The organism is Ruegeria denitrificans (genome assembly GCF_001458295.1).
Taxonomy (GTDB): Bacteria; Pseudomonadota; Alphaproteobacteria; order Rhodobacterales; family Rhodobacteraceae; genus Ruegeria; species Ruegeria denitrificans.
Genome location: NZ_CYUD01000006.1, coordinates 50,435 through 73,594, shown reverse-complemented (window position 1 = coordinate 73,594; position 23,160 = coordinate 50,435). Strand labels below are relative to the sequence as shown.

The 23,160-nt window shown below is 60.3% G+C and carries 25 protein-coding genes; 12 read left to right on the top strand and 13 right to left on the bottom strand.

Going from position 1 to position 23,160, the window contains the following annotated elements:
• Positions 1-36: 36 nt before the first annotated feature.
• From RUE5091_RS10455 to RUE5091_RS10435, 5 genes are all read right to left on the bottom strand, one after another.
• Positions 37-597: a hypothetical protein gene (locus RUE5091_RS10455; protein ID WP_058281863.1), complete on the bottom strand. Its 561-nt coding sequence runs from the start codon at positions 595-597 to the stop codon at positions 37-39.
• On the bottom strand, positions 584-2,422 hold the full coding sequence (locus tag RUE5091_RS10450) for a glycerophosphodiester phosphodiesterase (protein WP_058281862.1): 1,839 nt from the start codon (positions 2,420-2,422) through the stop codon (positions 584-586). Before RUE5091_RS10450 ends, RUE5091_RS10455 begins: the two co-directional genes overlap by 14 nt.
• A 62-nt stretch (positions 2,423-2,484) precedes the next feature.
• On the bottom strand, positions 2,485-2,937 hold the full coding sequence (locus RUE5091_RS10445; RefSeq protein WP_058281861.1) for a DUF6173 family protein: 453 nt from the start codon (positions 2,935-2,937) through the stop codon (positions 2,485-2,487).
• A 4-nt stretch (positions 2,938-2,941) separates the two neighbouring features.
• Positions 2,942-3,988, bottom strand: a complete 1,047-nt coding sequence (locus tag RUE5091_RS10440) for an MBL fold metallo-hydrolase (protein ID WP_058281860.1) — start codon at positions 3,986-3,988, stop codon at positions 2,942-2,944.
• Positions 3,988-5,691, bottom strand: coding sequence for an acyl-CoA dehydrogenase family protein (locus RUE5091_RS10435; protein ID WP_058282068.1), 1,704 nt, complete (start codon positions 5,689-5,691; stop codon positions 3,988-3,990). The genes RUE5091_RS10440 and RUE5091_RS10435 overlap by 1 nt, the downstream gene beginning before the upstream one ends.
• A gap of 138 nt (positions 5,692-5,829) precedes the next feature.
• On the opposite strand from RUE5091_RS10435, the gene RUE5091_RS10430 reads away from it, so the two are divergent.
• The gene (locus RUE5091_RS10430) at positions 5,830-6,780 is read left to right on the top strand and encodes an L-threonylcarbamoyladenylate synthase (RefSeq protein ID WP_058281859.1); all 951 of its coding nucleotides are present in this window, start codon (positions 5,830-5,832) and stop codon (positions 6,778-6,780) included.
• Here RUE5091_RS10430 and RUE5091_RS10425 read toward each other — a convergent pair whose 3' ends face one another.
• Complete coding sequence (locus tag RUE5091_RS10425) at positions 6,781-7,335, bottom strand: YqgE/AlgH family protein (RefSeq protein WP_058281858.1); 555 nt, start codon at positions 7,333-7,335, stop codon at positions 6,781-6,783. It lies immediately after the preceding gene.
• A gap of 146 nt (positions 7,336-7,481) precedes the next feature.
• On the opposite strand from RUE5091_RS10425, the gene RUE5091_RS10420 reads away from it, so the two are divergent.
• Together RUE5091_RS10420 and RUE5091_RS10415 are read left to right on the top strand one after the other, a co-directional pair.
• On the top strand, positions 7,482-8,294 hold the full coding sequence (locus RUE5091_RS10420; RefSeq protein WP_058281857.1) for a protein-disulfide reductase DsbD domain-containing protein: 813 nt from the start codon (positions 7,482-7,484) through the stop codon (positions 8,292-8,294).
• A 3-nt stretch (positions 8,295-8,297) separates the two neighbouring features.
• On the top strand, positions 8,298-8,717 hold the full coding sequence (locus tag RUE5091_RS10415; RefSeq protein WP_058281856.1) for an NUDIX hydrolase: 420 nt from the start codon (positions 8,298-8,300) through the stop codon (positions 8,715-8,717).
• Here the strand turns inward: RUE5091_RS10415 and RUE5091_RS10410 are convergent.
• The 6 genes from RUE5091_RS10410 to RUE5091_RS10385 all read right to left on the bottom strand — a co-directional run bounded on the left by RUE5091_RS10410 (position 8,714) and on the right by RUE5091_RS10385 (position 16,211).
• A complete protein-coding gene (locus tag RUE5091_RS10410) occupies positions 8,714-12,115 on the bottom strand; it encodes an efflux RND transporter permease subunit (protein ID WP_058281855.1) in 3,402 nt (1,133 codons plus the stop codon). The two genes, RUE5091_RS10415 and RUE5091_RS10410, sit on opposite strands and share 4 nt — an antisense overlap.
• 5 nt (positions 12,116-12,120) lie before the next feature.
• Positions 12,121-13,575 carry an efflux RND transporter periplasmic adaptor subunit gene (locus RUE5091_RS10405; protein ID WP_058281854.1) on the bottom strand — a complete coding sequence of 485 codons (1,455 nt, stop codon included), beginning with the start codon at positions 13,573-13,575 and terminating at the stop codon, positions 12,121-12,123.
• A 106-nt stretch (positions 13,576-13,681) separates the two neighbouring features.
• Positions 13,682-14,224, bottom strand: a complete 543-nt coding sequence (gene moaB / locus RUE5091_RS10400) for a molybdenum cofactor biosynthesis protein B (protein ID WP_058281853.1) — start codon at positions 14,222-14,224, stop codon at positions 13,682-13,684.
• A gap of 6 nt (positions 14,225-14,230) precedes the next feature.
• Positions 14,231-14,851 (bottom strand): LysE family translocator, encoded by a 621-nt coding sequence (locus tag RUE5091_RS10395; RefSeq protein ID WP_058281852.1) that lies wholly within the window; start codon positions 14,849-14,851, stop codon positions 14,231-14,233.
• Positions 14,848-15,447, bottom strand: a complete 600-nt coding sequence (locus RUE5091_RS10390; protein ID WP_058282067.1) for a metallophosphoesterase family protein — start codon at positions 15,445-15,447, stop codon at positions 14,848-14,850. The genes RUE5091_RS10395 and RUE5091_RS10390 overlap by 4 nt, the downstream gene beginning before the upstream one ends.
• On the bottom strand, positions 15,447-16,211 hold the full coding sequence (locus RUE5091_RS10385; RefSeq protein ID WP_058281851.1) for a uracil-DNA glycosylase: 765 nt from the start codon (positions 16,209-16,211) through the stop codon (positions 15,447-15,449). The genes RUE5091_RS10390 and RUE5091_RS10385 overlap by 1 nt, the downstream gene beginning before the upstream one ends.
• A gap of 85 nt (positions 16,212-16,296) precedes the next feature.
• Here RUE5091_RS10385 and RUE5091_RS10380 point away from each other — a divergent pair, with 85 nt between their 5' ends.
• From RUE5091_RS10380 to RUE5091_RS10340, 9 genes are all read left to right on the top strand, one after another.
• Positions 16,297-16,926 carry a scavenger receptor class F, member 2 gene (locus RUE5091_RS10380; protein WP_243470761.1) on the top strand — a complete coding sequence of 210 codons (630 nt, stop codon included), beginning with the start codon at positions 16,297-16,299 and terminating at the stop codon, positions 16,924-16,926.
• Positions 16,927-16,986: 60 nt separating this feature from the next.
• Positions 16,987-17,922, top strand: a complete 936-nt coding sequence (locus RUE5091_RS10375; RefSeq protein WP_058281849.1) for an aspartate carbamoyltransferase catalytic subunit — start codon at positions 16,987-16,989, stop codon at positions 17,920-17,922.
• A complete protein-coding gene (locus RUE5091_RS10370) occupies positions 17,919-18,437 on the top strand; it encodes a hypothetical protein (protein ID WP_058281848.1) in 519 nt (172 codons plus the stop codon). Before RUE5091_RS10375 ends, RUE5091_RS10370 begins: the two co-directional genes overlap by 4 nt.
• A complete protein-coding gene (locus tag RUE5091_RS10365; RefSeq protein ID WP_243470760.1) occupies positions 18,422-18,808 on the top strand; it encodes a hypothetical protein in 387 nt (128 codons plus the stop codon). The genes RUE5091_RS10370 and RUE5091_RS10365 overlap by 16 nt, the downstream gene beginning before the upstream one ends.
• The gene (locus RUE5091_RS10360; protein WP_058281846.1) at positions 18,805-19,266 is read left to right on the top strand and encodes a hypothetical protein; all 462 of its coding nucleotides are present in this window, start codon (positions 18,805-18,807) and stop codon (positions 19,264-19,266) included. Before RUE5091_RS10365 ends, RUE5091_RS10360 begins: the two co-directional genes overlap by 4 nt.
• The gene (gene pyrC / locus RUE5091_RS10355; protein ID WP_058281845.1) at positions 19,263-20,543 is read left to right on the top strand and encodes a dihydroorotase; all 1,281 of its coding nucleotides are present in this window, start codon (positions 19,263-19,265) and stop codon (positions 20,541-20,543) included. The genes RUE5091_RS10360 and pyrC overlap by 4 nt, the downstream gene beginning before the upstream one ends.
• Entirely contained in the window at positions 20,543-21,148 is a 606-nt protein-coding gene (gene plsY / locus RUE5091_RS10350; protein WP_058281844.1) for a glycerol-3-phosphate 1-O-acyltransferase PlsY, read from the top strand. The genes pyrC and plsY overlap by 1 nt, the downstream gene beginning before the upstream one ends.
• Positions 21,145-21,420, top strand: a complete 276-nt coding sequence (locus RUE5091_RS10345; protein WP_058281843.1) for a hypothetical protein — start codon at positions 21,145-21,147, stop codon at positions 21,418-21,420. The genes plsY and RUE5091_RS10345 overlap by 4 nt, the downstream gene beginning before the upstream one ends.
• A gap of 174 nt (positions 21,421-21,594) precedes the next feature.
• On the top strand, positions 21,595-22,074 hold the full coding sequence (locus RUE5091_RS10340; protein WP_058281842.1) for a YHS domain-containing (seleno)protein: 480 nt from the start codon (positions 21,595-21,597) through the stop codon (positions 22,072-22,074).
• A gap of 66 nt (positions 22,075-22,140) precedes the next feature.
• Here RUE5091_RS10340 and RUE5091_RS10335 read toward each other — a convergent pair whose 3' ends face one another.
• Positions 22,141-23,124, bottom strand: a complete 984-nt coding sequence (locus tag RUE5091_RS10335) for a quinone oxidoreductase family protein (protein WP_058281841.1) — start codon at positions 23,122-23,124, stop codon at positions 22,141-22,143.
• Positions 23,125-23,160 lie beyond the last annotated feature (36 nt).

Below are 23,160 nucleotides of genomic sequence, written 5' to 3'. Positions count from 1 at the left end.
TGTTGGATAATCGAAAAACCAGGGCCTGTCACCACGTCATTCGCGCGCAGGGGCCCCGGATTGAAACACGGAACACCCCGGATACCCAAATCCCCAGCGCCAGGGCAGGCCGGAACAGGGCCCACCCCCCAATCGCACGGCGGTATGCATCGCCTCGGCCGTAAAGAAGTGGGCTGTGCGAATCTGATCGGGTGTCATGTCATAGCGTTGGGCATAATCTGCAGCATGGTCTTCGCCATGCTGTTTGACGCAGGCGCGCAACGCATCATCTGCCGATAGGCGCGCGTCAAAGCTTTGCTCGGCGTGCGACGCGCCGCCCGCGTTGTGATAGGCGCGATCATGGGTCACGCAGCAATATTCCCACGGTGGATGTGCCTCATACAGCGCGCTGAATTTGGGGAAGGTTTCAGCCACAAAGCGCCAACTGGCCGACAGACCGCCGGAACAACCATCCGTTTCAAAGGGAATGACCTCGGCATCACCACGTTGCGCAATCAACGCGCGGTGGGCTGGCATTTCGAGGTTGCGCATGAATTCCTGTGCTGTCGCCGGGGCGGCCACCAACGCCAACACACCCGCCAGCTTAGGGGCTTTCATCGCGCATCGCCTCTGTGTCGATGGACATGCCAAAGGTGGTCGCCATCCACAGCAGCAACCGTTCGGCCGGGCCCATTTCGGCCCGCACCCGCAGCACTTCATTGGCCATTGCGGGGCGGTCGGTGATCAGCCCATCTACGCCCATCGAAGCCATGGCCGACATCTGCAACGGGTCATTCACCGTCCAGACATAAATATCCTTGCCCGCCTCATGGACCGAGCGCACCAACCCCGGCGTTGCCATCGCGGCGTTGACGGCAAGGAAATCACCCTCAAGCCCTGTCAGGTCACCCACTGCCGTTGCCGCCAGAACGCCGGCCCGCCAATCGGGGCGGATGGACTTCATCTTTTGCACCGCAGGATATTTCAACGACATAGTGGCGATGTCGTCCTGCATCCCCAATTCTTCAACAAGGGCCACCACGCGATTTTCCAGATCGACGTCATGGCCGTAATACTTCAGTTCGATGATGACCTTGGCTTTGCCTTTTGCCGCCTCAAGCACCTCACGCAGGGTCGGGGTGCGTTCATCGGCATATTCAGGACCAAACCAGCTACCGATGTCGATCTGGGCGACATCCTCCATTGTCGCATCCCAGACCTTGAGGTTCACACCCGCCAGTTTCATGAAATCGCTGTCATGGGCAACGATGACCACATCATCAGCCGTTTCCTGCACGTCGATTTCGACCCAGTCCGCGCCGTCCTCGATGGCCTTGAGCACTGCCGCCATTGTGTTTTCCGGACGCACCGCCGCCGCGCCGCGATGGCCGATGACCTCAGCCCGGTCAGGGGCCTGTACGCGTTCCAGCAAATGCTGGCCGAACCACAGCCCGATCAACACGGCCACCGCAGCCGCACCGACGGTTGCAAACAGCGGAATGCGCAGGCCGCCGGGTTCGGGATGAGGTGGCTCGTCTGTCTTGATCTCAAAAAATCCATCCAGCAATACCGCCAGCGCACCCAGCGCGGTGGCCGCCAGCACCAACCCGGCCAATGACCAAACTCCCGCCACCAGCAGGCTGTAAAGCAATGCCAAACGCAGATGGCTGGCACCTTGCAGGGGGACGATGGCGAATAAGAGACCCGCTACCCATGCAATCAGCGCGGCGATGATCAGACGCAGGATCAGCCATACCGCCAGTTCGATCTTGAGGCGCCCGCGTTTACCCTCCATCCGGGTTGTGCTGATGTTGAAGGCGTGCGCGGGATGTACGTTCTCAAACAGGACCAAGTGCAGAGACAGCGCCCACGCAGACAATCTACGGATCAGCACCCAGGCCATGACCAGAACCACTGCTCCGATCAGCACCACCGCCACCCAGAACGAGGGAGGGTGGAAAGTCAGGTAATAGTTGATGTCATACTCGGTCAGCGTCCACCATGCGATCAGCGCAGCAATCACGGCAAAGGGCAGCACCAGCAGCAGCACGCGCAGCACGAACCGCACGGCAAATCCGAACAATGCCGGGAGGCGCGACAGGATCAGACCAATGGCCGAACTTCCCGCGCGCCACGGATCGGATTCGCCCATCCGCAACGATCCGGCCATGACCGAGAAGACAAACACCTCGGCCAGCAAAAACAGGCTCAGCACGGCGACGGCGGCGAAGAACCCGGCAGGCGACAGGATAAAAGCCGCGATGGCCTGATCGGTCAGCGCGGTCTGATTCGACAGCGACACAGCAAGGTTCACAGTAATTGCCACACCCGGCGCAATCAGCGCCACCAGCAGCAGGCGCACGGCGATATAGATCGGCACAAACACGCGGCGACGCGCCCACGCGCGCCTGTAGGCAGTTGTAACGGCTGAGAAACTGGTCACGTGGCCCCCTTGAAAGTTGCACTTATTCAAGGCTGCGCAGACGTGAATTGCAAGTCAGTCGATCAGCTTTCTTCCAGATCCTTGGCCAGCCGGAACCCGATGCGATTGGCGGGCTTGTCCTCGACCGATTTGGGCAGCGCGCGCAGCATCACGTTTAGCTGGCTAACATGCTGCACCAACTGGGTTCGCGCACCGGTTGCGTCCGAGCCGTAAAAGGTAATGATATCGGGATCGAAATAACCCATACCCTCGATCCGCATCACGCCCGCGTCGCCACCGGTGAAACCCATGGCGACCTCCTGATCTCCGGTTAGCGTCTGCTCAAAATTCTGGATGTACAGAATCAACCGCTCATAGGCCCATTGCGCCGGGCTTTTGGTCTCGACCGGTTTTTGCAGCTGTCCGGGCAGGTCCTTGGTACCAGATTGCGCGTCCGGGTTGGCGTGCACCTCATAGCAACGGGGCAAAGCTGCTGCTTCTGCTGCCTCGGCCGATGTTTCGATCTGGTCCTGCATGGCTTTACCCTTTGCGCTGAAACTCCCAAGCCCCGTCCGCGCGGCGCGACCGGGTGACAACTCCAATGTGGTAAAGATGGTTCAGATGTGCAACCGCTTCGACCAGCGCCAGCCCATACTCAAGCTCTCCGATCTGGCGTTTGAACAGAGGCATAAAACAGTCGGCTGCAGTTTTGGGTTGATCGAGGGAACCCTGCAACCGGTCCAGCGCGCCATGATGGTTGTCGATCAATTGCTTCATCCGAATAGGCAACCCGGTAAAGGGCAGCTTGTGCCCGCCCAGCGCCAGATGATCGGGCCGCGCCAGACCCTGCAACCTCTCACACGCCTCAAGCCATTCGGCTACCGGATCAGCCAATGGTTCGGTGACATAGACGCCCAGATTGGGACTGATCGAGCTCAGGATCTGGTCGCCGGTGATCACCAGATTGTCATCGCGGCTCCAGAACGTGGCGTGTTCGGGTGCGTGGCCGTTGCCCATATGCACGTCCCAGTCGCGCCCGCCCATGCGGATGACGCTGCCCTGTTTGATTCGGGTAAAGCCTAGCGGCATGGGATAGACAGTGTCGCAATAGTTGAACGGCCGCTGGGTCATCCGCCTGGCCAGAAGATCCGCATCCATCCCGGCACTGCGATAATAATCCAGTGTTTCCTTCGGCCAGCTTTCCTGCACGTCCAGTTGCAGCATCCGCGCGAACAGCCAGGCAGTGCGCGTGGTGACCAGCTCGGTACCATGCTCGGATTGAAACCACCCCGCATTGCCGACGTGATCGGGATGATGGTGGGTCACAACCACCCGGTTTACCGGTTTACCAGCCAAGGGCCCTGCCATCAGCGTGTCCCAGATACGGCGGGTTTTGTTCGAAGACATGCCCGTGTCGATCACCGTCCACCCATCGCCATCATCCAGCGCATAGATATTGACGTGATTCAGCGCCATTGGCAGAGGCAGGCGCATCCACAGCACCCCTTCGGCGACCTCAATCGCCTCACCCTCGGTCGGAGGTTCAGGCCACGGATAGCGCATCGTCAAAGGAGTATCTCCGTCCATCAGACCGCCAGCTCCTCGGCGCTGAGGGCATAGATATCCTCGGCCCCGTTCTGCGTTTGCGCCAGCAGACCGGCGTATTCGGGCAGCAATGCGTTGATGTAGTACCGCGCCAGCTTAAAGCGCGGACCGTTTGGTTCGGCCAGCGCCGCCTTCAGATGGTAGTGCGCCCCCAGAACGCGAGCGAAGGAGTGCAGATAAGGCACGGCACCGGCAAACCGGGCGTTCATGTCGGATTGCGCCACGATCCATTCGGTGGCCTCGCGCAGGCTTTCTGTGGCCTCCCACACGGGGCCAGCCAGATCCGGCAGGCTGGCACGGGCCTGTTCAGCGTGATCCTCGATCTCGTCCAACAGGCGCGAGGCTGCCTCGCCGCCATCCATCATCTTGCGCGCCACAAGGTCCATGGCCTGAATGCCGTTCGTGCCCTCATAAATCGCTGTCACGCGGACATCCCGGTAATATTGCGCCGCACCAGTTTCTTCGATGAAGCCCATACCACCGTGAACCTGCACGCCGGTTTCCGAGACACGCATGCCCGTTTCGGTCCCGAAGGCCTTACAGATTGGGGTCAGTAGTGCGGCGCGTGCGTTCCATTCGGCGTCATCGGTGGCCGTGGCCATGTCGATGGCGGCAGCATTGGCAAGCATGATGGCGCGCGCCGCAAAGGTATCGGCACGCATGCTCATCAGCATCCGGCGCACATCCGCGTGGTCAATGATCGTGCCCGAGGGCGTCCTGCCCTGCTTGCGTTCCAACGCATAGGCCAAGGCGTGCTGATATGCGCCCTCGGCTGCGCCCACGCCCTGGCCACCAACACCCAGGCGGGCATTGTTCATCATGGTGAACATCGCCGCCATACCGCCATGTTCCTTGCCCACAAGCCAACCCTTGGCCCCGTCATATTGCATCACGCAAGTAGGCGAGCCATGCAGGCCCATCTTGTGTTCCAGTGACACCACTTTCAGATCGTTGGTCACACCGGGATTGCCGTTTTCATCGGGCAGGTATTTGGGCACCAAAAACAGCGAAATCCCCTTGGTTCCCGGCACCCCGTCCGGCAGGCGCGCCAGCACCAGATGGCAGACATTCTCGGTAAAGTCGTTGTCGCCCCACGAAATGAAAATCTTCTGCCCGCTTACCGCATATGTCCCGTCACCATTGGCTTCGGCTTTCGAGGACAGCGCCCCCACATCCGATCCAGCCTGCGGCTCGGTCAGGTTCATGGTGCCTGCCCAATCGCCCGCCATCATCTTGGGCAGATACAGCGATTTCAACTCGTCGCTGGCGTGATGTTCCAGCGCCTCGATCTGGCCTTGGGTCATCAACGGTGCCAGTTGCAGGGACAGGCACGCCGCCGACATCATCTCATTCACCGCAGTGGTCAGGGTCATTGGCAGGCCCATACCGCCGTATTCGGGATCACCGCTCATCCCGACCCAGCCGCCATCGGCGATGGCTTTCCAGCCCTCGGCATAACCGGGTGAGGTGCGCAGCACACCGTTTTCCAACCGCGCCGGTTCCAGATCGCCGGGACGCTGCAACGGGGCCATAACTTCTTGGCACAACTTGCCCGCTTCGGTCAGGATTGCACCGACCACATCCTCGCTGGCTTCCGAGAATTTCTCGGTCGCCGCGATCTGATCGAATCCGACAACATGACGGAACAACAGTTCGTAATCGGATATGGGCGCGCGGTATGGCATGTCTTCCCCCGGGGTTGTCTCTTCGGTTTTTCGCGGGTGGGGTTGGAAATTGCAACGCCCACCTTTATGCATCCTGGATTAATTCGATTACCTAGCCAGCCAAGTGGTACAAGCAATCAAAACGCGGCGTCACCAGATATGATCCCCAACGGTACTTTGGATTTAGCCGCCGATCCGGGCGGAATCGCGCAGGCGGCCGATTTGCTGCGGCAAGGCCTGCTGGTTGCCTTTGCCACTGAAACCGTCTACGGGCTGGGCGGCGATGCCCGCAATAGTGAGGCCGTAGCCAGCATCTACGCGGCCAAAGGGCGGCCCAGCTTTAACCCTCTGATCGCACATGTGGCGTCTGCCGAGGCGGCACAGCGTTTTGTCGAATGGTCCGATCGGGCCGAGTCTTTGGCCGCAGCCTTTTGGCCCGGCCCCCTTACGATGGTGCTGCCGCTGCGTGAAGGGCATGGGATTTCACCGCTGGTCACGGCCGGGCTGGATACGCTGGCGGTTCGGGTGCCCGCGCATGGAACCGCTCGGGCTCTGTTGTCAGCCTTCGACGGGCCGGTTGCGGCGCCATCGGCCAACCCGTCGGGCCAAATCAGCCCCACGACCGCCGATCACGTGCGCGCGGGCCTGAACGGGCGTATCGCGGCCATTCTGGATGACGGTCCCTGCGGTGTAGGTCTGGAATCCACCATCGTCGGGTTGGCCGGAGAGCCCGCTTTGCTTCGCCCCGGCGGTGTGCCGCTGGAACAGATCGAAGCGGTTCTGAACACGCAATTGCACCTTCATCAGGCCACGGATGTACTGACCGCGCCGGGTCAATTGCAGTCACACTACGCCCCGGAAGCGCCGGTGCGCCTGAATGCGGACAACCCGCAGGGCGACGAGGTGTTGCTGGGGTTTGGTCCCGTTCAATGTGATCTGAACCTGTCAGAGAGCGGTGATTTGACCGAAGCCGCAGCGAACCTTTTCTCGGCGCTACACAGGCTGAACATTACGGGTCGCCCGATTGCTGTATCACCGATTCCGAATCATGGGCTGGGCGCAGCCATCAATGACCGCCTGCGCCGCGCCGCCGCACCGCGCGACAGTTGATCAGGCGCGTCCGGCGCTGGCCGACAAGGACAGCGGGTCTACACCCAGCGTCGCCAGCGCGGCCTCCCATTTCTCATCATCGGGAACGTCAAACACCAGTTTCGAGGTCGCCTCGGTGGTCAGCCAGCCGTTCATGCCAATCTCATCCTCAAGCTGATCTGGGCCCCACCCGGAATAGCCCAGCGCCAGCATCGAATTCAAAGGCCCTTGCCCCGAAGCCAGATCCTCGAGCACATCCAACGTGGCGGTCATGCTGAAATCGTCCGAGATTTGCATCGAATGCAGGTTGGCATCGTAATCCGCGCTGTGCAGGACAAAGCCGCGTGACATTTCGACCGGGCCACCGAAATGAACCAGACGTTCGCCCACGACTGGGATGCTGCAAGCGATGTTCAACTGGCTCAGCAGGGTTTTAATCCGCAAATCCGACGGTTTGTTGACGATCAGACCCATGGCCCCGTCCTCACCGTGACTGCAGATATACACCACCGAGTGATCGAAGCGTGGATCACCCATCCCGGGCATCGCAATCAACAGTTTTCCAGTCAGGTCCATGAATTTAAAACTCTTGCTTCGTCTTCCTTCAACAATGGCCCCGGCACGTGGGGGTTGGCAAGAGATCAGGTCACATTTCGACAGATTTCATCCAGGTTACCCGAACGTGACTTGGAATCGCGGGCAAGACCGCGCATCTATGAGGTATGAAGCGTTATCTAAAGTCGACTGCGGCTGCCCTGACCGCCTGTTTTGTCCTGACCACCCCCGCCCATGCGCAGGTGGCGGACAATGTCGTACAACTGGATGTTCTTGATGGAGGTCGCACGGCCAACGGCACCTATCTGGGGGCGTTGCGACTGACGCTGAAGGACGGCTGGAAAACTTATTGGCGTGCGCCCGGCGATGCTGGGATCCCGCCGCAGTTTGATTGGAACCGTTCGCAGAATGTGGGCGATGTGGAGATCACATGGCCCGCGCCCGACGTATTCGTACAAAACGGCCTGCAATCCCTAGGCTATGCCAATCAACTGGTGCTTCCGGTTGAGATCACGCCCCGAAACCCCGCCAAACCCGTGCGACTGCGTGGGGAAATGGATTTGGGCGTCTGCAAAGACGTCTGCATCCCCGAAACGTTGGATTTCGACCATACACTGGACGCTGACGCGGGGCGCAACCCGGCCATCGCCGCAGCGCTGGCACAACGTCCCTATTCAGCGAAAGAAGCGCGCGTAACCGCTGCTAGCTGCCATCTGAGCCCCACGTCGGACGGCATGCGGATCGAAGCCCGGGTGACCATGCCCTCGGCCGGAGGACGCGAGGTTACCGTGATCGAGCCGGGCAATCCTACGCTTTGGACTTCGGAACCCGAAACGACACGGCAAGGCGGGACTCTGGTGGCCACATCCGAGGTTATCAGCGCCTCGGGCGGACCCTTCGCCTTGGACCGGTCCGATATCCGCATTACAGTGCTGGGCGCCAATCATGCCGTTGATATTCAGGGATGCAGCGCGGGCTAAGACATGGAGAAATCGCCGAAGATCGGCGCGCTGGCCGTAGTGGTGCATGAGGCGCGCGTATTGCTGGTTCAACGCAGCAAGCAGCCTGACGCGGGGCTATGGGGCTTTCCCGGTGGGCATGTGGAATGGGGTGAGACCGTCTTTCAAGCCGCGCAACGGGAATTGCTTGAAGAAACGTCCGTCATCGCGGAACCGCTGCGCTACCTCGACAATCTGGATCTGCTGCGCCACGACGAACAGGGCGCAGTGCAATCGCACTATTTACTGGTCGGAGTAGCCTGCGACTATCGCTCAGGTTCTCCGACAGCCGGGGATGATGCCTTGGACGCCCGCTGGTTTCCGATTGATCAGATCAGGCAGGGTAATCTGCCCATGAGCGAGCGGGTCATCGACCTGCTGGAAACCGCCCTGCAGGCGCGTTAAACCGCCTGTCCCCTAAGGCGAATGTAAAGCAAACCGGACAGCACGACGCTTAGCACCAGAATTGGCAGTGCCCCAGCAACAAATGCACCCAACCCCATTTGCAGGGCTGCGACGCCCTCTTCGCCCGGATAGAGCCCAGACAACAGCGCAACCGGCGCGCCCGCTACCGCGGGCCAGATCATCGTCACACCGAACCACAGAAACAGCACAAACCCGGTGGCGGTCACCGCGCCCTGCACCACACGATCCGGTGCCCGCAACGCCCTTCGCAATGCGGTCATCGGGCGCGACAGGTCGTTCAGAATGGCCAGCAGCGCTGGCACCAGCAACAACACCAGCAGCATTCCGAAACCCAACCCGTACACCAGCGTGATCACCGTCGGTTTTAAGAATTGCGCCTGCTGCGAGCCTTCGTACAGCAGCGGCGTCAGTCCCAGCACCGTGGTCAATGTCGTCAGCATCACCGGGCGCAGCCGGTCTGCAGTGCCCTCGACAATCGACGGCACCAACCCGCGATCCTGCTGATAGTCGTCGATGGTTGTAACCAGCACGATCGAGTCGTTGATGATGATCCCGGTCATCCCCAACAGGCCGATCACGGTAAACATACTCAGCGGCACTTCCCAAATGTAATGGCCCCAGATCGCGCCTACCAAGCCAAACGGAATGATCGCCATCACCACCAGGGGCCGCGCCCAGCTGGCAAATACCCAGGCGAGCACAAGGTAAATCCCGGTCAGACACAGGATCAGGCCGGTGCGTGCCTCGGTCAGGAATTCGTCTTCCTGCTCGCTCAAACCCGCCATTTGCCACTCGACTTGCCGTTCGGAGGCGATTTTGGGCAGAATCTCGTCGTTCATTGCTCGGGCAATTTCCGCCGCGCGGGCCGGATCATCCTCGGAGATGTCGCCGGTCACCGAAATCACCCGAAGGCCGTTTTCACGCCGAACCGTCGAAAAGCCCGACTTGCGCTCGACCGAGACAATATCGGCCAACGGCACATACACCCCGTCCGGCGTGCGCATCAGGGTGCGTTCCAGAAAATCGGCAGTCAGCTCGCCCTCGGGCAGTTCCACGCGTATTTCAGCACTGCGTGGGCCGTCGGGGAAGGTCGCGGCCTCGATACCATTCAGCCGGTCACGCAGAACCCGGCCCAGCGTTTCCATGCGAAAGCCCAGCGACTGTCCTTGCGCAGTCAGATCCAGAATGAAATCTTCTTTGTCATAGGTCAGGTCGTCTTCCAGCGCGGAAACTTCGGCGTATTTCGACAGTTCAGCCTGCAAATCCTGGGATGCGGATTTGAGCGTATTCACATCCGCCCCGTAAAATTGCACATCAATCGCATCACCGCCGGGGCCGGACCGCCAACCGCGGAAGCTGAGCAATTCCACCTTGGGGTGGCGCGGCACAAAGTCCTGCAATTCACCCACAAATTCGAAACTGGAATAAGGCCGCAGGTCGGCGTCAATCAACTCGATTGAAATCCCGCCGAGCAGATCCTGATCCTTGCCTTCTGCAGCGGGCGGGTTGAACCAACCAGCATTGCCGCCCACTTCGGCCAGAACATAGTCGATCGGGTTGCGACCGTGACGTTCTTCGTAAATCTGCCCCAGCTCTTCGGTGGCGCGCTGGATCTCGTGCATCATCGCAAGTGAATCTTCGCGGGTTGCACCCTCGGCCATGATAAAATTGCCGGTGACTGAGCCACGCTCGGGCGCATTGAAGAACCGCCAGTTCACGTCGCCTTTGATGAACAGCGCAATCTGACTGGCGAGGATTACCACCATCACCGCCACGACGACATAGCGCGCCCAGACCACCCAGGCGATCAATGGTCGGAACAGGTGATCGCGGACCCAGCGGAAGCCGCGATTGACCACGCGGTTCGGCAGGTCATACCAATGTTCTTTGGCCGAATGCGCGATGGCATGGGCCATGTGATTGGGCAGGATCAGGAAACATTCAATCAACGAAGCAATCAGCACTGCAATCACGGTGAACGGGATGTCATAGATCAGTTCGCCGAACCGGCCACCGATGGCTGTCAGACCGAAAAAGGCGATCACGGTGGTCAGGGTGGCTGCAAAGACCGGCATCGCCATGCGCCGCGCCGCACGCTCAGCCGCCACAACCGGGGCCTCGCCCAATCGGCGGGCCCGGAAATCGGCGTGCTCGCCAACAACGATGGCGTCATCCACCACAATGCCCAGCGTGATGATCAACCCAAACAGTGAAATCATGTTGATCGACAATCCGCCGATATACATGAACGCAATCGCTGCGGACATCGCCACCGGGATACCCGCCGCCACCCAGAAGGCTATGCGCGCATTCAGGAACAGAAACAGCAGGCAGACCACAAGGCCCAGACCCACCAACCCGTTGTCGACCAGAATATCCAGACGGTCGGTGATCGCCTGCGCGCGGGTTCGTATCAGCTCGATCGTCACACCTTCGGGCAGGCTGGCCTGAAGCTCAGCCACGACATCCTCGACCGCGCGCTGAATCTGGATGGCGTCGCCTAGGTTCGAGCGGTCGACCCGCACCGACATGGCCGGATTTTCACCAACAAAGTAGCTGCGGTTGCGATTGACGCCCTCAATTCGGATGTCCGCCACGTCTCCTATATACAGCTTGGAGCCGTCGGCGAAGTTGCGCAGCGCAATGCCCTCGATCTCTTCGGGCGTGCGTTTTTCGGTGCCAGTGCGGATGCGGGCGTTGGCGCCGGTGACGTCGCCTGCGGGGCTGGCCATCGCCTCGGCGGCAATGGCCTGGGCAATTTCGGATAGGGTGATGTCATTTGCGATCAGCTGCGCCGTCGGCACCTCGACCACCACACGGGGCGCGGCAAGACCCCGGATCGTGGTGCGGGTCACGCCAACCGCAAACAGGCGATTGATCAGCTCATCGGTGAATTTGGCCAGTTGATCCGGATCGACCGGGCCTGTCACGACCACATCCGTCACCCGATCCCGCCAAGCCGCCCGCCGGATCGAGGGTTCTTCGGCATCCTCGGGCAGGTTGGTTACGCTGTCGACTGCGGTTCTGACCTCGTCAACAGCACGCGACATGTCCCAATTGGGCTCGAATTCCAGCCGGATATTGGCGCGCCCCTCGCGCGAGGTCGAGGTCGTACTGGCCACTCCCTCGACCGCCAAAAGGGCCGGTTCCAGCAACTGGACAATGCCGTTGTCCACGTCCTCGGGGCCGGCGCCTTCCCATTCGACGTTGACGTCGACACGCTCAAGAATCACGTCGGGGAAGAACTGCGCCCGCATGGCTGGAATAGCCGCCGCCCCCAGAACCATCATCACCAGCAACAGCAGGTTGGCCACCGTCCGATGACGGGTAAAGTAGCTGAGGATACCGCCCGCCGCGCCGGGGATGTCGCGCATCATGGCGCTTACCCTCCTGCCCGGGTCTCGATGCTACGCACCAGTGAAGCCGGGACGCGGACCTCATTCAACTGCCCCAGAACACGGGCCTTGACGTCTTTGGGCATCTGATCGCTGGCCTCGACTCGTGCCATCAGTTGGGCGCGCTGTTCATCCGACAATTCAACCATATCCTGTTCAGCCCCGGCATTTGCCTCAATCCGCAGCGGGCGCACCCGGACCCCACCACCCAGCAGCGGCGTCCGGCCAACAACGACCTCGCGCCCAACCAGCCCGTCACCGCGCAACAACACCTCATCGCCTTGACGGCGGATCAGTTGCACCGGCAGCGCCTCGAGCCGGTCGTCGGGACCCAGCACCAGCACCGTACCCGCCGAATCCAGAACCGAAGATGGCAGGCGCACCACATTGTCCAGCGGCTGTTCCTGCACCGTAACAGTTACAAAATCGCCGGGTTTGAACCCCGGCGCATCATCCAGACGGGCATAAATCAAACGGCCAGTCTGCCCCTCACCCGCTGATCCGCTGTCGCGGCTGATGCGCCCCGTGGCTTTCAGATCGGCGCCTGTCACCTCAAGCGACACGGTCACCGGCGCGTTGATCAAATCACCCTCGGCATCCAAAAGACGGACAAACTGTGCGGTCGAGACGCGAAAGGCGACCTCCAGCGCGTTGGGGTCAACCAGTTCCGCCAGCTTTTCATTCGCGGCAACCAACCGTCCCTCAACCAAGGTCACATCCGTTAGCGTCCCGGCAAACCGCGCGCGGACGGTCATGTCGTCCAGATCGCGTTCAGCGGCCTCAAGCGTAATACGGGCGCGGGCCAGCAACGTGGTCGCCTGATCGACCCGCGATTCCGCTTGTGCCAGCGCGATGCGGCGCGCCAAAACCGCCTGCTGCGCAACCGCTTCGGCCAATTCCGCCTCTTCCGCGGCGGCAGGGGTTCCAACCCCGCGGCTTTGCAAATCCTTCTGGCGCTGCATGGCACGTCCGCGCAGCGCCGCCTGTGCCTCGGCCGAGTTCAACTCATCTTGCGCCAGCAACAGTGAACGTTCAGCATCGCGTTCTTCGAACTGAGCGTCCAGCAGATCGGACTTGGCCCGATCCAGTGCCGATTGCGCATCAGCCGGGTCCAACTGGACCAGAATCTCTCCGGTGGAGACGACTCCCCCATCCTCGAAATCGTCGGCCAGTGCAATCACACGCCCACCCAGCGCCGCGCGCAGTTCCAAGCGACGACGGCTTTGCACCTCGCCAAAGGCTTCTAGATAGGGGGTTACCGTCTCTAATTCGGCAGGCTGCACGCTGACGGCGAATATACGTTCGCGCGCCTCGGGTGGTTCACTGTCGCGGTTCAGCGCCTCTTGCACCGCGCTGGTGATCAGTTGCACCGCGACAAATATCAAGGCCAGCGTCAGAAACGCCAGAAAGACACCAACAAGGCTTTGCCTCAAAAATCGCATCTATCACTTACCCCGGTCGCAGCAGGCTGCCATGTGCAAAACGTAGCCGGGCACAGAAAAATGCCAAGCCACAAAGCGGTTACAATCAGTTATACGCGCAACCAGTTTACTTCCGTCGCAGATGTTCGTCCAATCGGGGCATAATTTCCACGAAATTGCAGGGGCGATGCCGGTAATCGAACTGTTTTTCCAAAATACCGTCCCAGGCGTCCTTACAGGCACCAGGGCTGCCAGGCAGAGCAAACAGATAAGTACCTTGTGCCACGCCACCCGTAGCGCGGGATTGTACAGCCGACGTGCCAATCTTTTCCATCGAAATGAGGGTGAAAACGATGCTGAACGCCTCGATTTCCTTTTCATAAACGTCCCGATGCGCCTCAACCGTCACATCACGGCCTGTCAGGCCGGTGCCGCCGGTTGAGATCACCACGTCAATCTCCGGATCCCCGGCCCATAGCCGCAGCTGCGCCGCGATTTCACCGCGCTCATCGCGGATAATTTTGCGGTCGGCCACGGAATGACCCGCGCGTTCGATCCGGTCCACCAATGTCTGGCCCGAGCGGTCATCGTCCAGCGATCGTGTATCCGAGACGGTCAAAACAGCGATCCGAACTGGAATGAACTCCATGCTTTCATCAATGCGTGACATATGGCGTCAGGCCCTTTCCATGATGGCAAGCCGGATGGCGAGAGCGGCGAATATCCCCCCGCTCACCCAGCCCATGATACGTGAGGCGCACGGGTTCGAAATCAGAGCCTTCCCTGCACCTCCGGCAAATATGCCCAGCAGCCCGTTCACCACGAACCCGCCCAGCGCGATGATGACACCGAGAATCAGAAATTGCGGCAGGATCGGCCCGATTGCGGGGTTCACGAATTGCGGAATGAAGGCCAGAACGAACAGAATGACCTTGGGATTCGTCAGGTTCACCACCAGCCCATCGCGAAACGCATGGCTTGTGGATTTCGCGGGCGCTTCGGATGGCATTGCCCCGTTGCGGATCGCGCCCCAGGCGAGAAACAGCAGATAGGCCACTCCCATCCAGCGGATCGCATCGAACAGCCAAGGTATCGTCGCCACGGCCGCCCCCAATCCAAGCCCGGCCAGCAGAACATGAACCATTGACCCAAGCGAAATTCCGGCGCTGGCTGCAATCGCCGAGCGCGCGCCCGAGCGTAAACCCTGCCCGAAACAGAACATTAAATCGGCACCAGGCGTTAAATTCAGCGCTAAAGCCGCCGGAATAAACGCCAGCAGAGTAACCGTTTCAATCATACGGTGACCTCGAACCAGTTTACACTAGGACCCAGATTGGCGATCTGCGTGCGGCCCAAGGCCCCGCGATAACCCCAGCTGTCATGGATGTGGCCGCACAACGCGTATTGCGGCTGCAGGCGTTCCACCGCGTCGCGTACAGCAACAGAGCCCACCGCATCGCCCTGCGACGTGACATCTCCATATCCCTTGGGCGGAGAATGCGCGATCAGAATATCCGCCCCGTCACAGCGGTCCAGCAGTTCGGTCGCCTCGGCGTCGGTCAGATCGCAGGACCAGTCGCCAAAGGGCGTAACCGGCACGCCATACCCCAGTCCGAACAGGCGCAGGCCGTCCAAGGTCATGCCCGAGCCGTGCAGCACATGGCCACCTTCCGGCGCGGCCTCGACCAGTTCCTGCGCGCTTTCGGCATTGCCAGGCACCATCACGAACGGCGCGGTTATGCCGGACAGCATCGCCATCGCCTGGTCCAACCCCTGTCGCGCGTTGCAGAAATCCCCAGCCCCGATCACCAAATCGGCCTCGGCGCTGGCCGCGACAACCTCGGCCGCGCGGTTACGCGCCATATGCAGATCCGAAAAGGCCAGAATACGCATCATTTGCCCTCCAACCGGGCTTTCAACTCAAGCAGATCGGCCCAAGCCTGCCGCTTCATCTGTGGCTGGCGCAGCAGGTAGGCCGGGTGGAACATTGGGATGACTGGGAGATCCAGAGCCTGGCTCCATTGCCCCCGCAACCGGGTAATGCCGCGTTTGCCCAGCACTGCCTGACAACTGATATTGCCCATGATCACCAGAACTTCGGGCTTGGCCAGCGCGACGTGCCGTTCCAGAAACGGTTTCATCATCCCGATCTCTTCGGGTTTTGGGTCGCGGTTCTGCGGTGGACGCCAAGGCAGGACGTTGGTGATATAAGCATTCTGGGTCCGGTACAGATCAATTGCCGCCAACATCCTGTCCAGCAATTGACCGGCGTTGCCGACAAAGGGCTTGCCTGCGTGGTCCTCTTCCCGGCCCGGTGCTTCACCGATGATCATCACGCGCGCACCCGGTGTGCCGTCAGCAAAGACCAACTGCCGCGCGCCCCGCTTTAGCTCGCAATGCTCAAACCCATCCAGCGCCGCACGCAACTGATCCAGCGATCCCGCGGTTTGTGCTGCCGCTTTCGCCACCACAACCGGGTCTACTTGCCTGGGCTTTTCCGGGGCAGTCTGGGCCACGGCGGGCTTTTTGGCCTTGGGCGCAGTGTCGGGCAGCGCAAAACGGTCAACCGGCGTGTCACCGATTGCGTCTGTCGCGCCCAGTTCGATCTGCCATTCCAGCAGAGCCCGCGCCGTATGATAGTCCAAAGCCGATTCCATACCCCTCAATCTAACCAGCTTTTGATCGAGGGAAAGCGAATAGGCCTTGATCGGGCGGTCCGTCGCACCGACCATGAGGGTATTCATGTTCGTTCTATTGCGATTCCTTATGATTTTACTGCTGCTGACCACCCTCAGCGGCCCTGCTTTTGCGCAACTTTTCGACCGCAACGGTCAATGCCGCGCCGGTCAGTTTCAATGCGGCACAAGGTGCTGTTCCGGCGGGCAAAGGTGCAGCTTTGATGGCCACTGCATTCCTCTGGGCGGCACCTATTGCGGCGGCGGACGCACCTGCGGACCGTTCGAACGTTGCGTGGCGGGCGGCACGCGATGCGCACCTGCGGGGGCGAACAGATGTACTACGCGCGCAGATTGTCCGGGCGGTTCGATCTGCAACGCACGACGCGAATGTGAACGGATCACACCCGATTTCGATCCCAACACAGCGATCGAGGGTCTGCCCACACTCTGCGACGACGGCGTGACCTGCGGTGCGGGATCGTCCTGCCTGCCGGGCGGCGGGTGCACGCGCCCCGGTTGGTTTTTATGCGAAGAGACCGACTCGCAATGCCGTCCCGGGTTCAAATGTTCCGAACATCAGGGCTGTGTACCGATCAAGGCCGTCGACTGCGGCTATGGCAAATGGTGCAAACCCGGCGAGCAATGTCTGCCGGAAGGCGGGTGCGAGAAACTGCCCGAAGGGAGCGATCCCTAGCTTGCCTAGGCGCACGGACCTTTCTATAAGCGGCCCGATTGTCAGACAGGAGCCCGCCACATGCGTTTCGCCCATCGTCACCTTCTTGGCATCGAGCATCTGTCGCAGTCCGATATCACCGCCATTCTTGATTTGGCCGAGACATATGTCGACCTGAACCGACAATCGGCCAAGCATTCCGACGTACTGTCGGGGCTGACACAGATCAACATGTTCTTCGAAAACTCGACCCGCACACAGGCCAGTTTCGAAATCGCCGGCAAGCGATTGGGCGCGGATGTGATGAACATGGCGATGCAGGCCAGTTCGATCAAAAAGGGTGAGACCCTGATTGACACGGCGATGACGCTGAACGCGATGCATCCCGATCTGCTTGTGGTTCGGCATCCACATTCCGGCGCGGTCGATTTGCTGGCGCAAAAGGTGAACTGCGCTGTCCTGAACGCGGGCGACGGCAAGCACGAACACCCGACGCAGGCCCTGCTGGATGCGCTGACCATTCGCCGCGCCAAGGGTCGACTACATCGTCTGAACATCGCCATTTGCGGCGATGTCGCGCATTCCCGCGTAGCGCGGTCGAACCTGATCCTGCTGGGTAAGATGGAAAACCGCATCCGACTGATCGGCCCGCCCACTTTGGTGCCCGACCACTTTGCCGAATTTGGTGCCGAGATCTATGACGACATGAATGAGGGCCTTAGGGACGTCGATGTCGTAATGATGCTTCGCCTTCAAAAGGAACGGATGGATGGCGGCTTTATTCCGTCCGAGCGTGAGTATTACCACCGCTATGGGCTGGACGCCGCCAAGCTGGCACTGGCCAAGCCTGATGCCATTGTCATGCATCCCGGCCCGATGAACCGCGGGGTCGAGATTGACGGAACGCTGGCCGACGACATCAACCGCTCGGTCATTCAGGAACAGGTCGAAATGGGCGTCGCAGTTCGCATGGCCGCGATGGAACTGTTGGCCCGCAACCTGCGTGAAGTCGCATGAGCGATCTGACCGTTGCCCCAAACGAACGCGGTGTGATCCGCCTGTTCGCGCTGAACATGCGCTCGGAAGAGGCCAAGTTCCTGCGTGAACCCGGTGCGGCCAATCAGGTATTGGGCGTTGCGAAACTGGATATGGATCAGATCGACATCTTTCCGGTCTCGGACCTCGAAGATCTGGGGCTTTATGGTTATCTGAACGAAGGCTGCGGCGTGTCTGCCGATCTGCTGGATCGCAAGTCACTTGAGGCCATCACAGGGTGGGTCATGGTGGTCCGCAGTGCAGCCTTTGGCGGTCGCGCGGTCACTATTACCCCTGACCGGCGATTGCACCTGTTTGGCCCGTTCACCGAAGAGGCGACTAACTGGGCCGGCGGCCCGATTGAGACCGAAAGCGCGAAACCGTTCTCGGCCCCTCAGACCTCACCGCAATCAGATCAACCGCGCCGCATCGGCTCCGCCGTTCTGGCGCTGCTGATCCTTCTGGCCATCGGAGGCATCCTGTGGCTGATCCTGTGATCTTTGCGCCCGACAAAGGCGCCTATATCCGCACCAACGCATGGCTGGCCGCCGTGGCCATGGCGGGCGCAATGATTGTGTTATGGCTGATCGGCAATCCCTATCCTTGGACCGGTGCCCCGGCTGGTCTCGCTGCTGTCGGTATCCGGGCGTGGTACATGGCCTCGGAAGAACTTGTCGCCACATGGCAGATGACGGATACCACCCTCACCGGCCCCGGCCCGCGCAAGGTGGTGCTGAACCAGATCGAGGCCGTCAAAATCATGGGCAGCTTTGTCCAGATCGTCACCAAAGGCGGCGACAAACACCTGATCAAATACCAAGCAGACCCCGCCGCCACTAAAGCCGCAATCGAAAGGGCGATTGGATGACGGTTGCCGACGCAGATTGGTGGCGCGCGCGCCTTACTGATGAAGAGGATGTGCTGTGGTCAGGGCGTCCAGATCAGGGGTTTTTTCCGCTACAATACGGTTGGGTGTACAAAGTCTTCCTTCTTGCTCTTGCTGTCCTGTGGCTGGTCAGCCCTTGGATGTTGGAATCCGTCCGAGAGTTCTGGAAACTCACAAGTGTTACTCTGCTGCTGACTTTTACATTGTGGGCGGACCAGTTCGTCCGATCACAACGGGTGTATGTAGTGACCTCGCAAGACGCTTGGACGCTCAACAAAAAGCTGAAATCAAAAGCGTTGAAAATTGACCGGTTTCTGAGCTTCACAACCGGTCGCCGAGCAGTCGTGTTCAATCGTCACCCGTTTTTCCGATTTGATCATCTGTCCGACCCCAGTGCCGCATTTTCGGCGTTGCTCCAAGCCCAAGAGGCCTCGAAATGACTGCTGTACTCTTCACCAACGCCCGCCTAATCGACCCTGAAACCGGCACAGACAGCCTTGGCTGGCTGCAGGTGGAAAACGGACGCATTGCCGCGCGCGGTGAGGATGAGGCCCCCGCGACTGACGCCCAAATCATCGACTGCAGCGGGCACTGTCTTGCCCCCGGCATCGTCGATATCGGCGTCAAAGTTTGCGAACCGGGCGAGCGGCACAAGGAAAGCTATAAATCCGCCGGTCTGGCAGCAGCGGCCGGTGGTGTGACCACCATCGTCACCCGCCCCGATACCAGCCCGGCTATCGACACGCCCGAAAGCCTTGAATTTGTCACCCGCCGCGCGCAGGCGGATACGTCGGTCAACGTGTTGCCCATGGCCGCCCTGACCAAGGAGCGCGACGGGCGCGAGATGACCGAGATTGGCTTTTTGCAGGATGCAGGCGCGGTGGCATTCACCGATTGCGACCATGTCGTCACAAATACTAAGGTTTTTACCCGGGCATTGACCTATGCGCGGTCGTGCGACGCGCTTGTCATCGCGCATCCGCAGGAATCCATCCTCAGCGCCGGGGCTGCCGCGACCAGCGGCAAGTTCGCCACCCTGCGCGGCTTGCCCTCTGTGTCCCCCATGGCCGAACGGATGGGGTTGGACCGCGACATCGCTCTGTTGGAGATGACCGGCGCAAAATACCACGCCGATCAGATCACAACCGCCCGCGCGCTGCCGGCGTTGGAACGCGCCAAGCGCAACGGGCTGGATATCACCGCCGGAACCTCGATCCACCATCTGACACTGAATGAGCTCGACGTGGCCGACTATCGCACCTTCTTCAAGGTCAAGCCGCCGCTGCGGTCTGAGGATGACCGGCAGGCCGTGATCGATGCCGTGCGAAGTGGCTTGATCGACATCATCAGCTCGATGCACACACCGCAGGACGAGGAAAGCAAGCGCCTGCCGTTTGAAGAGGCGGCCTCGGGCGCAGTTGCGCTGGAAACACTGCTGCCTGCAGCGCTGCGCCTTTATCATGCGGACCAGTTGGACCTGCCGACGCTGTTCAGGGCCATGGCGCTGAACCCGGCAAAACGGCTGGGGCTGGACAGCGGTCGCCTGTCCGAGGGCGCGCCTGCCGATCTGGTGCTGTTCGACCCGGATGTGCCCTTTGTGCTGGACCGGTTCTCGCTGAAATCAAAATCGCAGAACACACCGTTTGACGGCCAGCGGATGCAAGGTAAGGTCACGGCAACCTACGTGGCTGGACAAGAAGTTTACCGGAGACCCTGATGCCCCCCTTTGACAGTTCGATGACCCAGCTGATCCTCTGGGCTGTGCTTGGTTATCTGATGGGGTCTGTTCCTTTTGGCATGATCATTGCCAAGGTCATGGGGCTGGGCAACCTGCGCAATATCGGGTCAGGCAATATCGGGGCAACCAATGTGCTGCGCACAGGCAACAAGGCCGCCGCCGCGCTGACGCTGATATTTGATGCCGCCAAAGGTGCGGTGGCCGTACTGCTGGCGCGGGCGCTGGCCGGGGAAGACGCCGCCCAGATTGCGGCGCTGGCTGCGTTACTGGGCCACTGCTTTCCAGTCTGGCTGGGCTTCAACGGCGGCAAGGGTGTTGCCACATTTCTGGGCCTGTGGCTAGCGCTGGACTGGCGCGTGGGCGTGGCCTGCTGCCTGACATGGCTGGTGGCCGCGGCAATCTGGCGGATCTCGTCGCTGGGCGCGCTGGCGGCGGCGGCCATGTCGGTCATCTGGGTGCTGGTGCTGACCGATAGTTCTGCCTTTGCGCTGAGCATTATCCTGACCCTGCTGGTCTATTGGCGCCACAGTGCAAATCTAGCGCGGATCAAGGCCGGAACCGAGCCGAAAATCGGCAAATCGTGATCGCGTCGGAGACGTTTCTGAACGCCTTTCTCGCGCTGCCCGAGGGCACTTTCATCGGTCATACCAACGGGCGGCGTTATGTTGTCAGCCGCACGGTTTTTGGCGCTGGAAAATCCCACAAGCTGGTGGCCCATGAACTTGGCGGGCCGGGCTACATCAGTATGAACCTGTATTTGACTCAACACAGCGGCGCCTTGTTGCGCCCGTGCGAAATGCCTGCCGAAAAAGTCGTGTTGTTTGTTACCAATCTGATCCCCGATACTGATATTTAGTCACCAGATTTTTATGTTACCGCACCTTCACAATTGATTGTCTTGAACGTGATCAGAGCGCTGCCCAATTGAGGTTCTGTGACGGCCAATTACCGGCGTCGCAAAAACAAATCCGGCTTGCCCGGGGCAAAATTTAGGTGCTCTTGAGCGAGCCTATTCACGAAAGGTGAAATCATGAACAAGTTCAAATCCATTCTGGGCGGTGTTGCGCTGTCCGTTGCAATCGCAAGCTCGGCTCTGGCCGCTGGTGTTGAGATCAACGCAAGCTCGACCGGTCTGGCAATGCAGGGCTATGACCCGGTTGCATATTTCACCGTAGGCGAGCCGACCAAAGGCGATTACCGCATCTCGACCCTGCACAACGACGCGCTGTACCGTTTTGCTTCGGAAGAGAACAAAGTAGCCTTTGAAGCGAACCCGGAAGCGTATCTGCCTGCCTATGGCGGCTACTGCGCATTCGGCACCGCGATGGGCTTCAAGTTCGACGGCGACCCGACCTACTGGAAAATCGTTGACAACAAACTGTACCTGAACCTGTCGAAAGACATTCAGGAGCGCTGGGAAGGCGACATCCCGGGCTTCAACGAGCGCGCCGACGTAAACTGGAAAGATATTGCTGACAAAACCCCCGCTGAGCTGCAGGCCGATCAGTAATCATCTAAGCAAGACTTGGATGAGTGGCGACGGGGAAACCCGTCGCCATTTCTCGTTGAGCATGGATCAAGGTTCTAGGACCGTGCTGCCAGTTGTCTGTCGTGTTTCGAGCGCGCGCTGCGCATCCGCCACCTGATCCAGCGGAAAACGCTGGTCGATGTGGATCTTGACTTCTCCGCCCTCGACCTTGCCGAACAGACGTCGGGCCATCGCCTGACAGACCGCATGATCAGCAAGGTGTGTAAACAAGGTCGGCCGGGTGATCTTGAGTGAGCCCTTCTTGGCCAGCATCCCGATATCAATCAACGGCACCGATCCCGAGGCATTGCCGAAGGAAATCATCATCCCCAGCGGTTTAAGACAATTCAGTGACCCGTTGAATGTGTCTGCCCCGATGGAGTCCATCACCACATCCACACCCTTGCCACCGGTGATCTCGGTTACCCGCTCAACAAAGTCTTCGGTCCGGTAGTTGATGCAATGCGCGGCGCCGTTGAATTGCGCCAAACTGCATTTCTCGTCGGTGCCGGCGGTGCCGATCAGAGTGATCCCCTCGGATTTAGCCCATTGGCAGGCGATCAGCCCCACACCCCCGGCTGCCGCGTGGAACAAAACGGTATCCCCACGTTTCAACGGTGTGGTGCGGTGAAACAGGTATTCGACCGTCATCCCCTTAAGCATCATCGCTGCCGCCGCATCAAAGGAAATTCCATCAGGCAGTGGGCAGACCTGTGCGGCAGGCATCACCCGCGCCGCGGAATAAGCACCAGCGGGCGCCGCAGCATAGGCCGCCCGCTGACCGTGTTCTAGATGGGTTACACCTTCGCCAACAGCTTCGATCACGCCAGCGGCCTCCATGCCCAGGGCGTGCGGCAGGTCCATCGGATACAGCCCGATACGTTGGTAAATATCAATAAAATTCAGCCCGCAGGTATGGTGGCGGATGCGCACCTCGCCGGGGCCGGGGCCCCCCAGGGGGCGGTCTTCGATCTTCAGAACTTCGGGGCCGCCGTGTTCATAAATGACGACGGTTCTTGCCGTTTGCTGCATGCTGACCTCCTGTTGCCTGCAGCCAAGCTAACACGG

Bases quoted from the DNA above. Each gene is read 5' to 3' on its own strand.
- RUE5091_RS10415 (WP_058281856.1), top strand. From the start codon at position 8,298: ATGGAGAAATCGCCGAAGATCGGCGCGCTGGCCGTAGTGGTGCATGAG.
- RUE5091_RS10430 (WP_058281859.1), top strand. From the start codon at position 5,830: ATGATCCCCAACGGTACTTTGGATTTAGCCGCCGATCCGGGCGGAATC.
- RUE5091_RS10360 (WP_058281846.1), top strand. From the start codon at position 18,805: ATGACGGTTGCCGACGCAGATTGGTGGCGCGCGCGCCTTACTGATGAA.
- RUE5091_RS10335 (WP_058281841.1), bottom strand. From the start codon at position 23,124: ATGCAGCAAACGGCAAGAACCGTCGTCATTTATGAACACGGCGGCCCC.
- RUE5091_RS10385 (WP_058281851.1), bottom strand. From the start codon at position 16,211: ATGGAATCGGCTTTGGACTATCATACGGCGCGGGCTCTGCTGGAATGG.
- moaB (WP_058281853.1), bottom strand. From the start codon at position 14,224: ATGTCACGCATTGATGAAAGCATGGAGTTCATTCCAGTTCGGATCGCT.
- RUE5091_RS10340 (WP_058281842.1), top strand. From the start codon at position 21,595: ATGAACAAGTTCAAATCCATTCTGGGCGGTGTTGCGCTGTCCGTTGCA.
- RUE5091_RS10445 (WP_058281861.1), bottom strand. From the start codon at position 2,937: ATGCAGGACCAGATCGAAACATCGGCCGAGGCAGCAGAAGCAGCAGCT.
- RUE5091_RS10395 (WP_058281852.1), bottom strand. From the start codon at position 14,851: ATGATTGAAACGGTTACTCTGCTGGCGTTTATTCCGGCGGCTTTAGCG.
- RUE5091_RS10375 (WP_058281849.1), top strand. From the start codon at position 16,987: ATGCGTTTCGCCCATCGTCACCTTCTTGGCATCGAGCATCTGTCGCAG.
- pyrC (WP_058281845.1), top strand. From the start codon at position 19,263: ATGACTGCTGTACTCTTCACCAACGCCCGCCTAATCGACCCTGAAACC.
- RUE5091_RS10410 (WP_058281855.1), bottom strand. From the start codon at position 12,115: ATGATGCGCGACATCCCCGGCGCGGCGGGCGGTATCCTCAGCTACTTT.
- plsY (WP_058281844.1), top strand. From the start codon at position 20,543: ATGCCCCCCTTTGACAGTTCGATGACCCAGCTGATCCTCTGGGCTGTG.
- RUE5091_RS10380 (WP_243470761.1), top strand. From the start codon at position 16,297: ATGTTCGTTCTATTGCGATTCCTTATGATTTTACTGCTGCTGACCACC.
- RUE5091_RS10440 (WP_058281860.1), bottom strand. From the start codon at position 3,988: ATGGACGGAGATACTCCTTTGACGATGCGCTATCCGTGGCCTGAACCT.
- RUE5091_RS10455 (WP_058281863.1), bottom strand. From the start codon at position 597: ATGAAAGCCCCTAAGCTGGCGGGTGTGTTGGCGTTGGTGGCCGCCCCG.
- RUE5091_RS10435 (WP_058282068.1), bottom strand. From the start codon at position 5,691: ATGCCATACCGCGCGCCCATATCCGATTACGAACTGTTGTTCCGTCAT.
- RUE5091_RS10390 (WP_058282067.1), bottom strand. From the start codon at position 15,447: ATGCGTATTCTGGCCTTTTCGGATCTGCATATGGCGCGTAACCGCGCG.
- RUE5091_RS10370 (WP_058281848.1), top strand. From the start codon at position 17,919: ATGAGCGATCTGACCGTTGCCCCAAACGAACGCGGTGTGATCCGCCTG.
- RUE5091_RS10425 (WP_058281858.1), bottom strand. From the start codon at position 7,335: ATGGACCTGACTGGAAAACTGTTGATTGCGATGCCCGGGATGGGTGAT.
- RUE5091_RS10420 (WP_058281857.1), top strand. From the start codon at position 7,482: ATGAAGCGTTATCTAAAGTCGACTGCGGCTGCCCTGACCGCCTGTTTT.
- RUE5091_RS10405 (WP_058281854.1), bottom strand. From the start codon at position 13,575: ATGCGATTTTTGAGGCAAAGCCTTGTTGGTGTCTTTCTGGCGTTTCTG.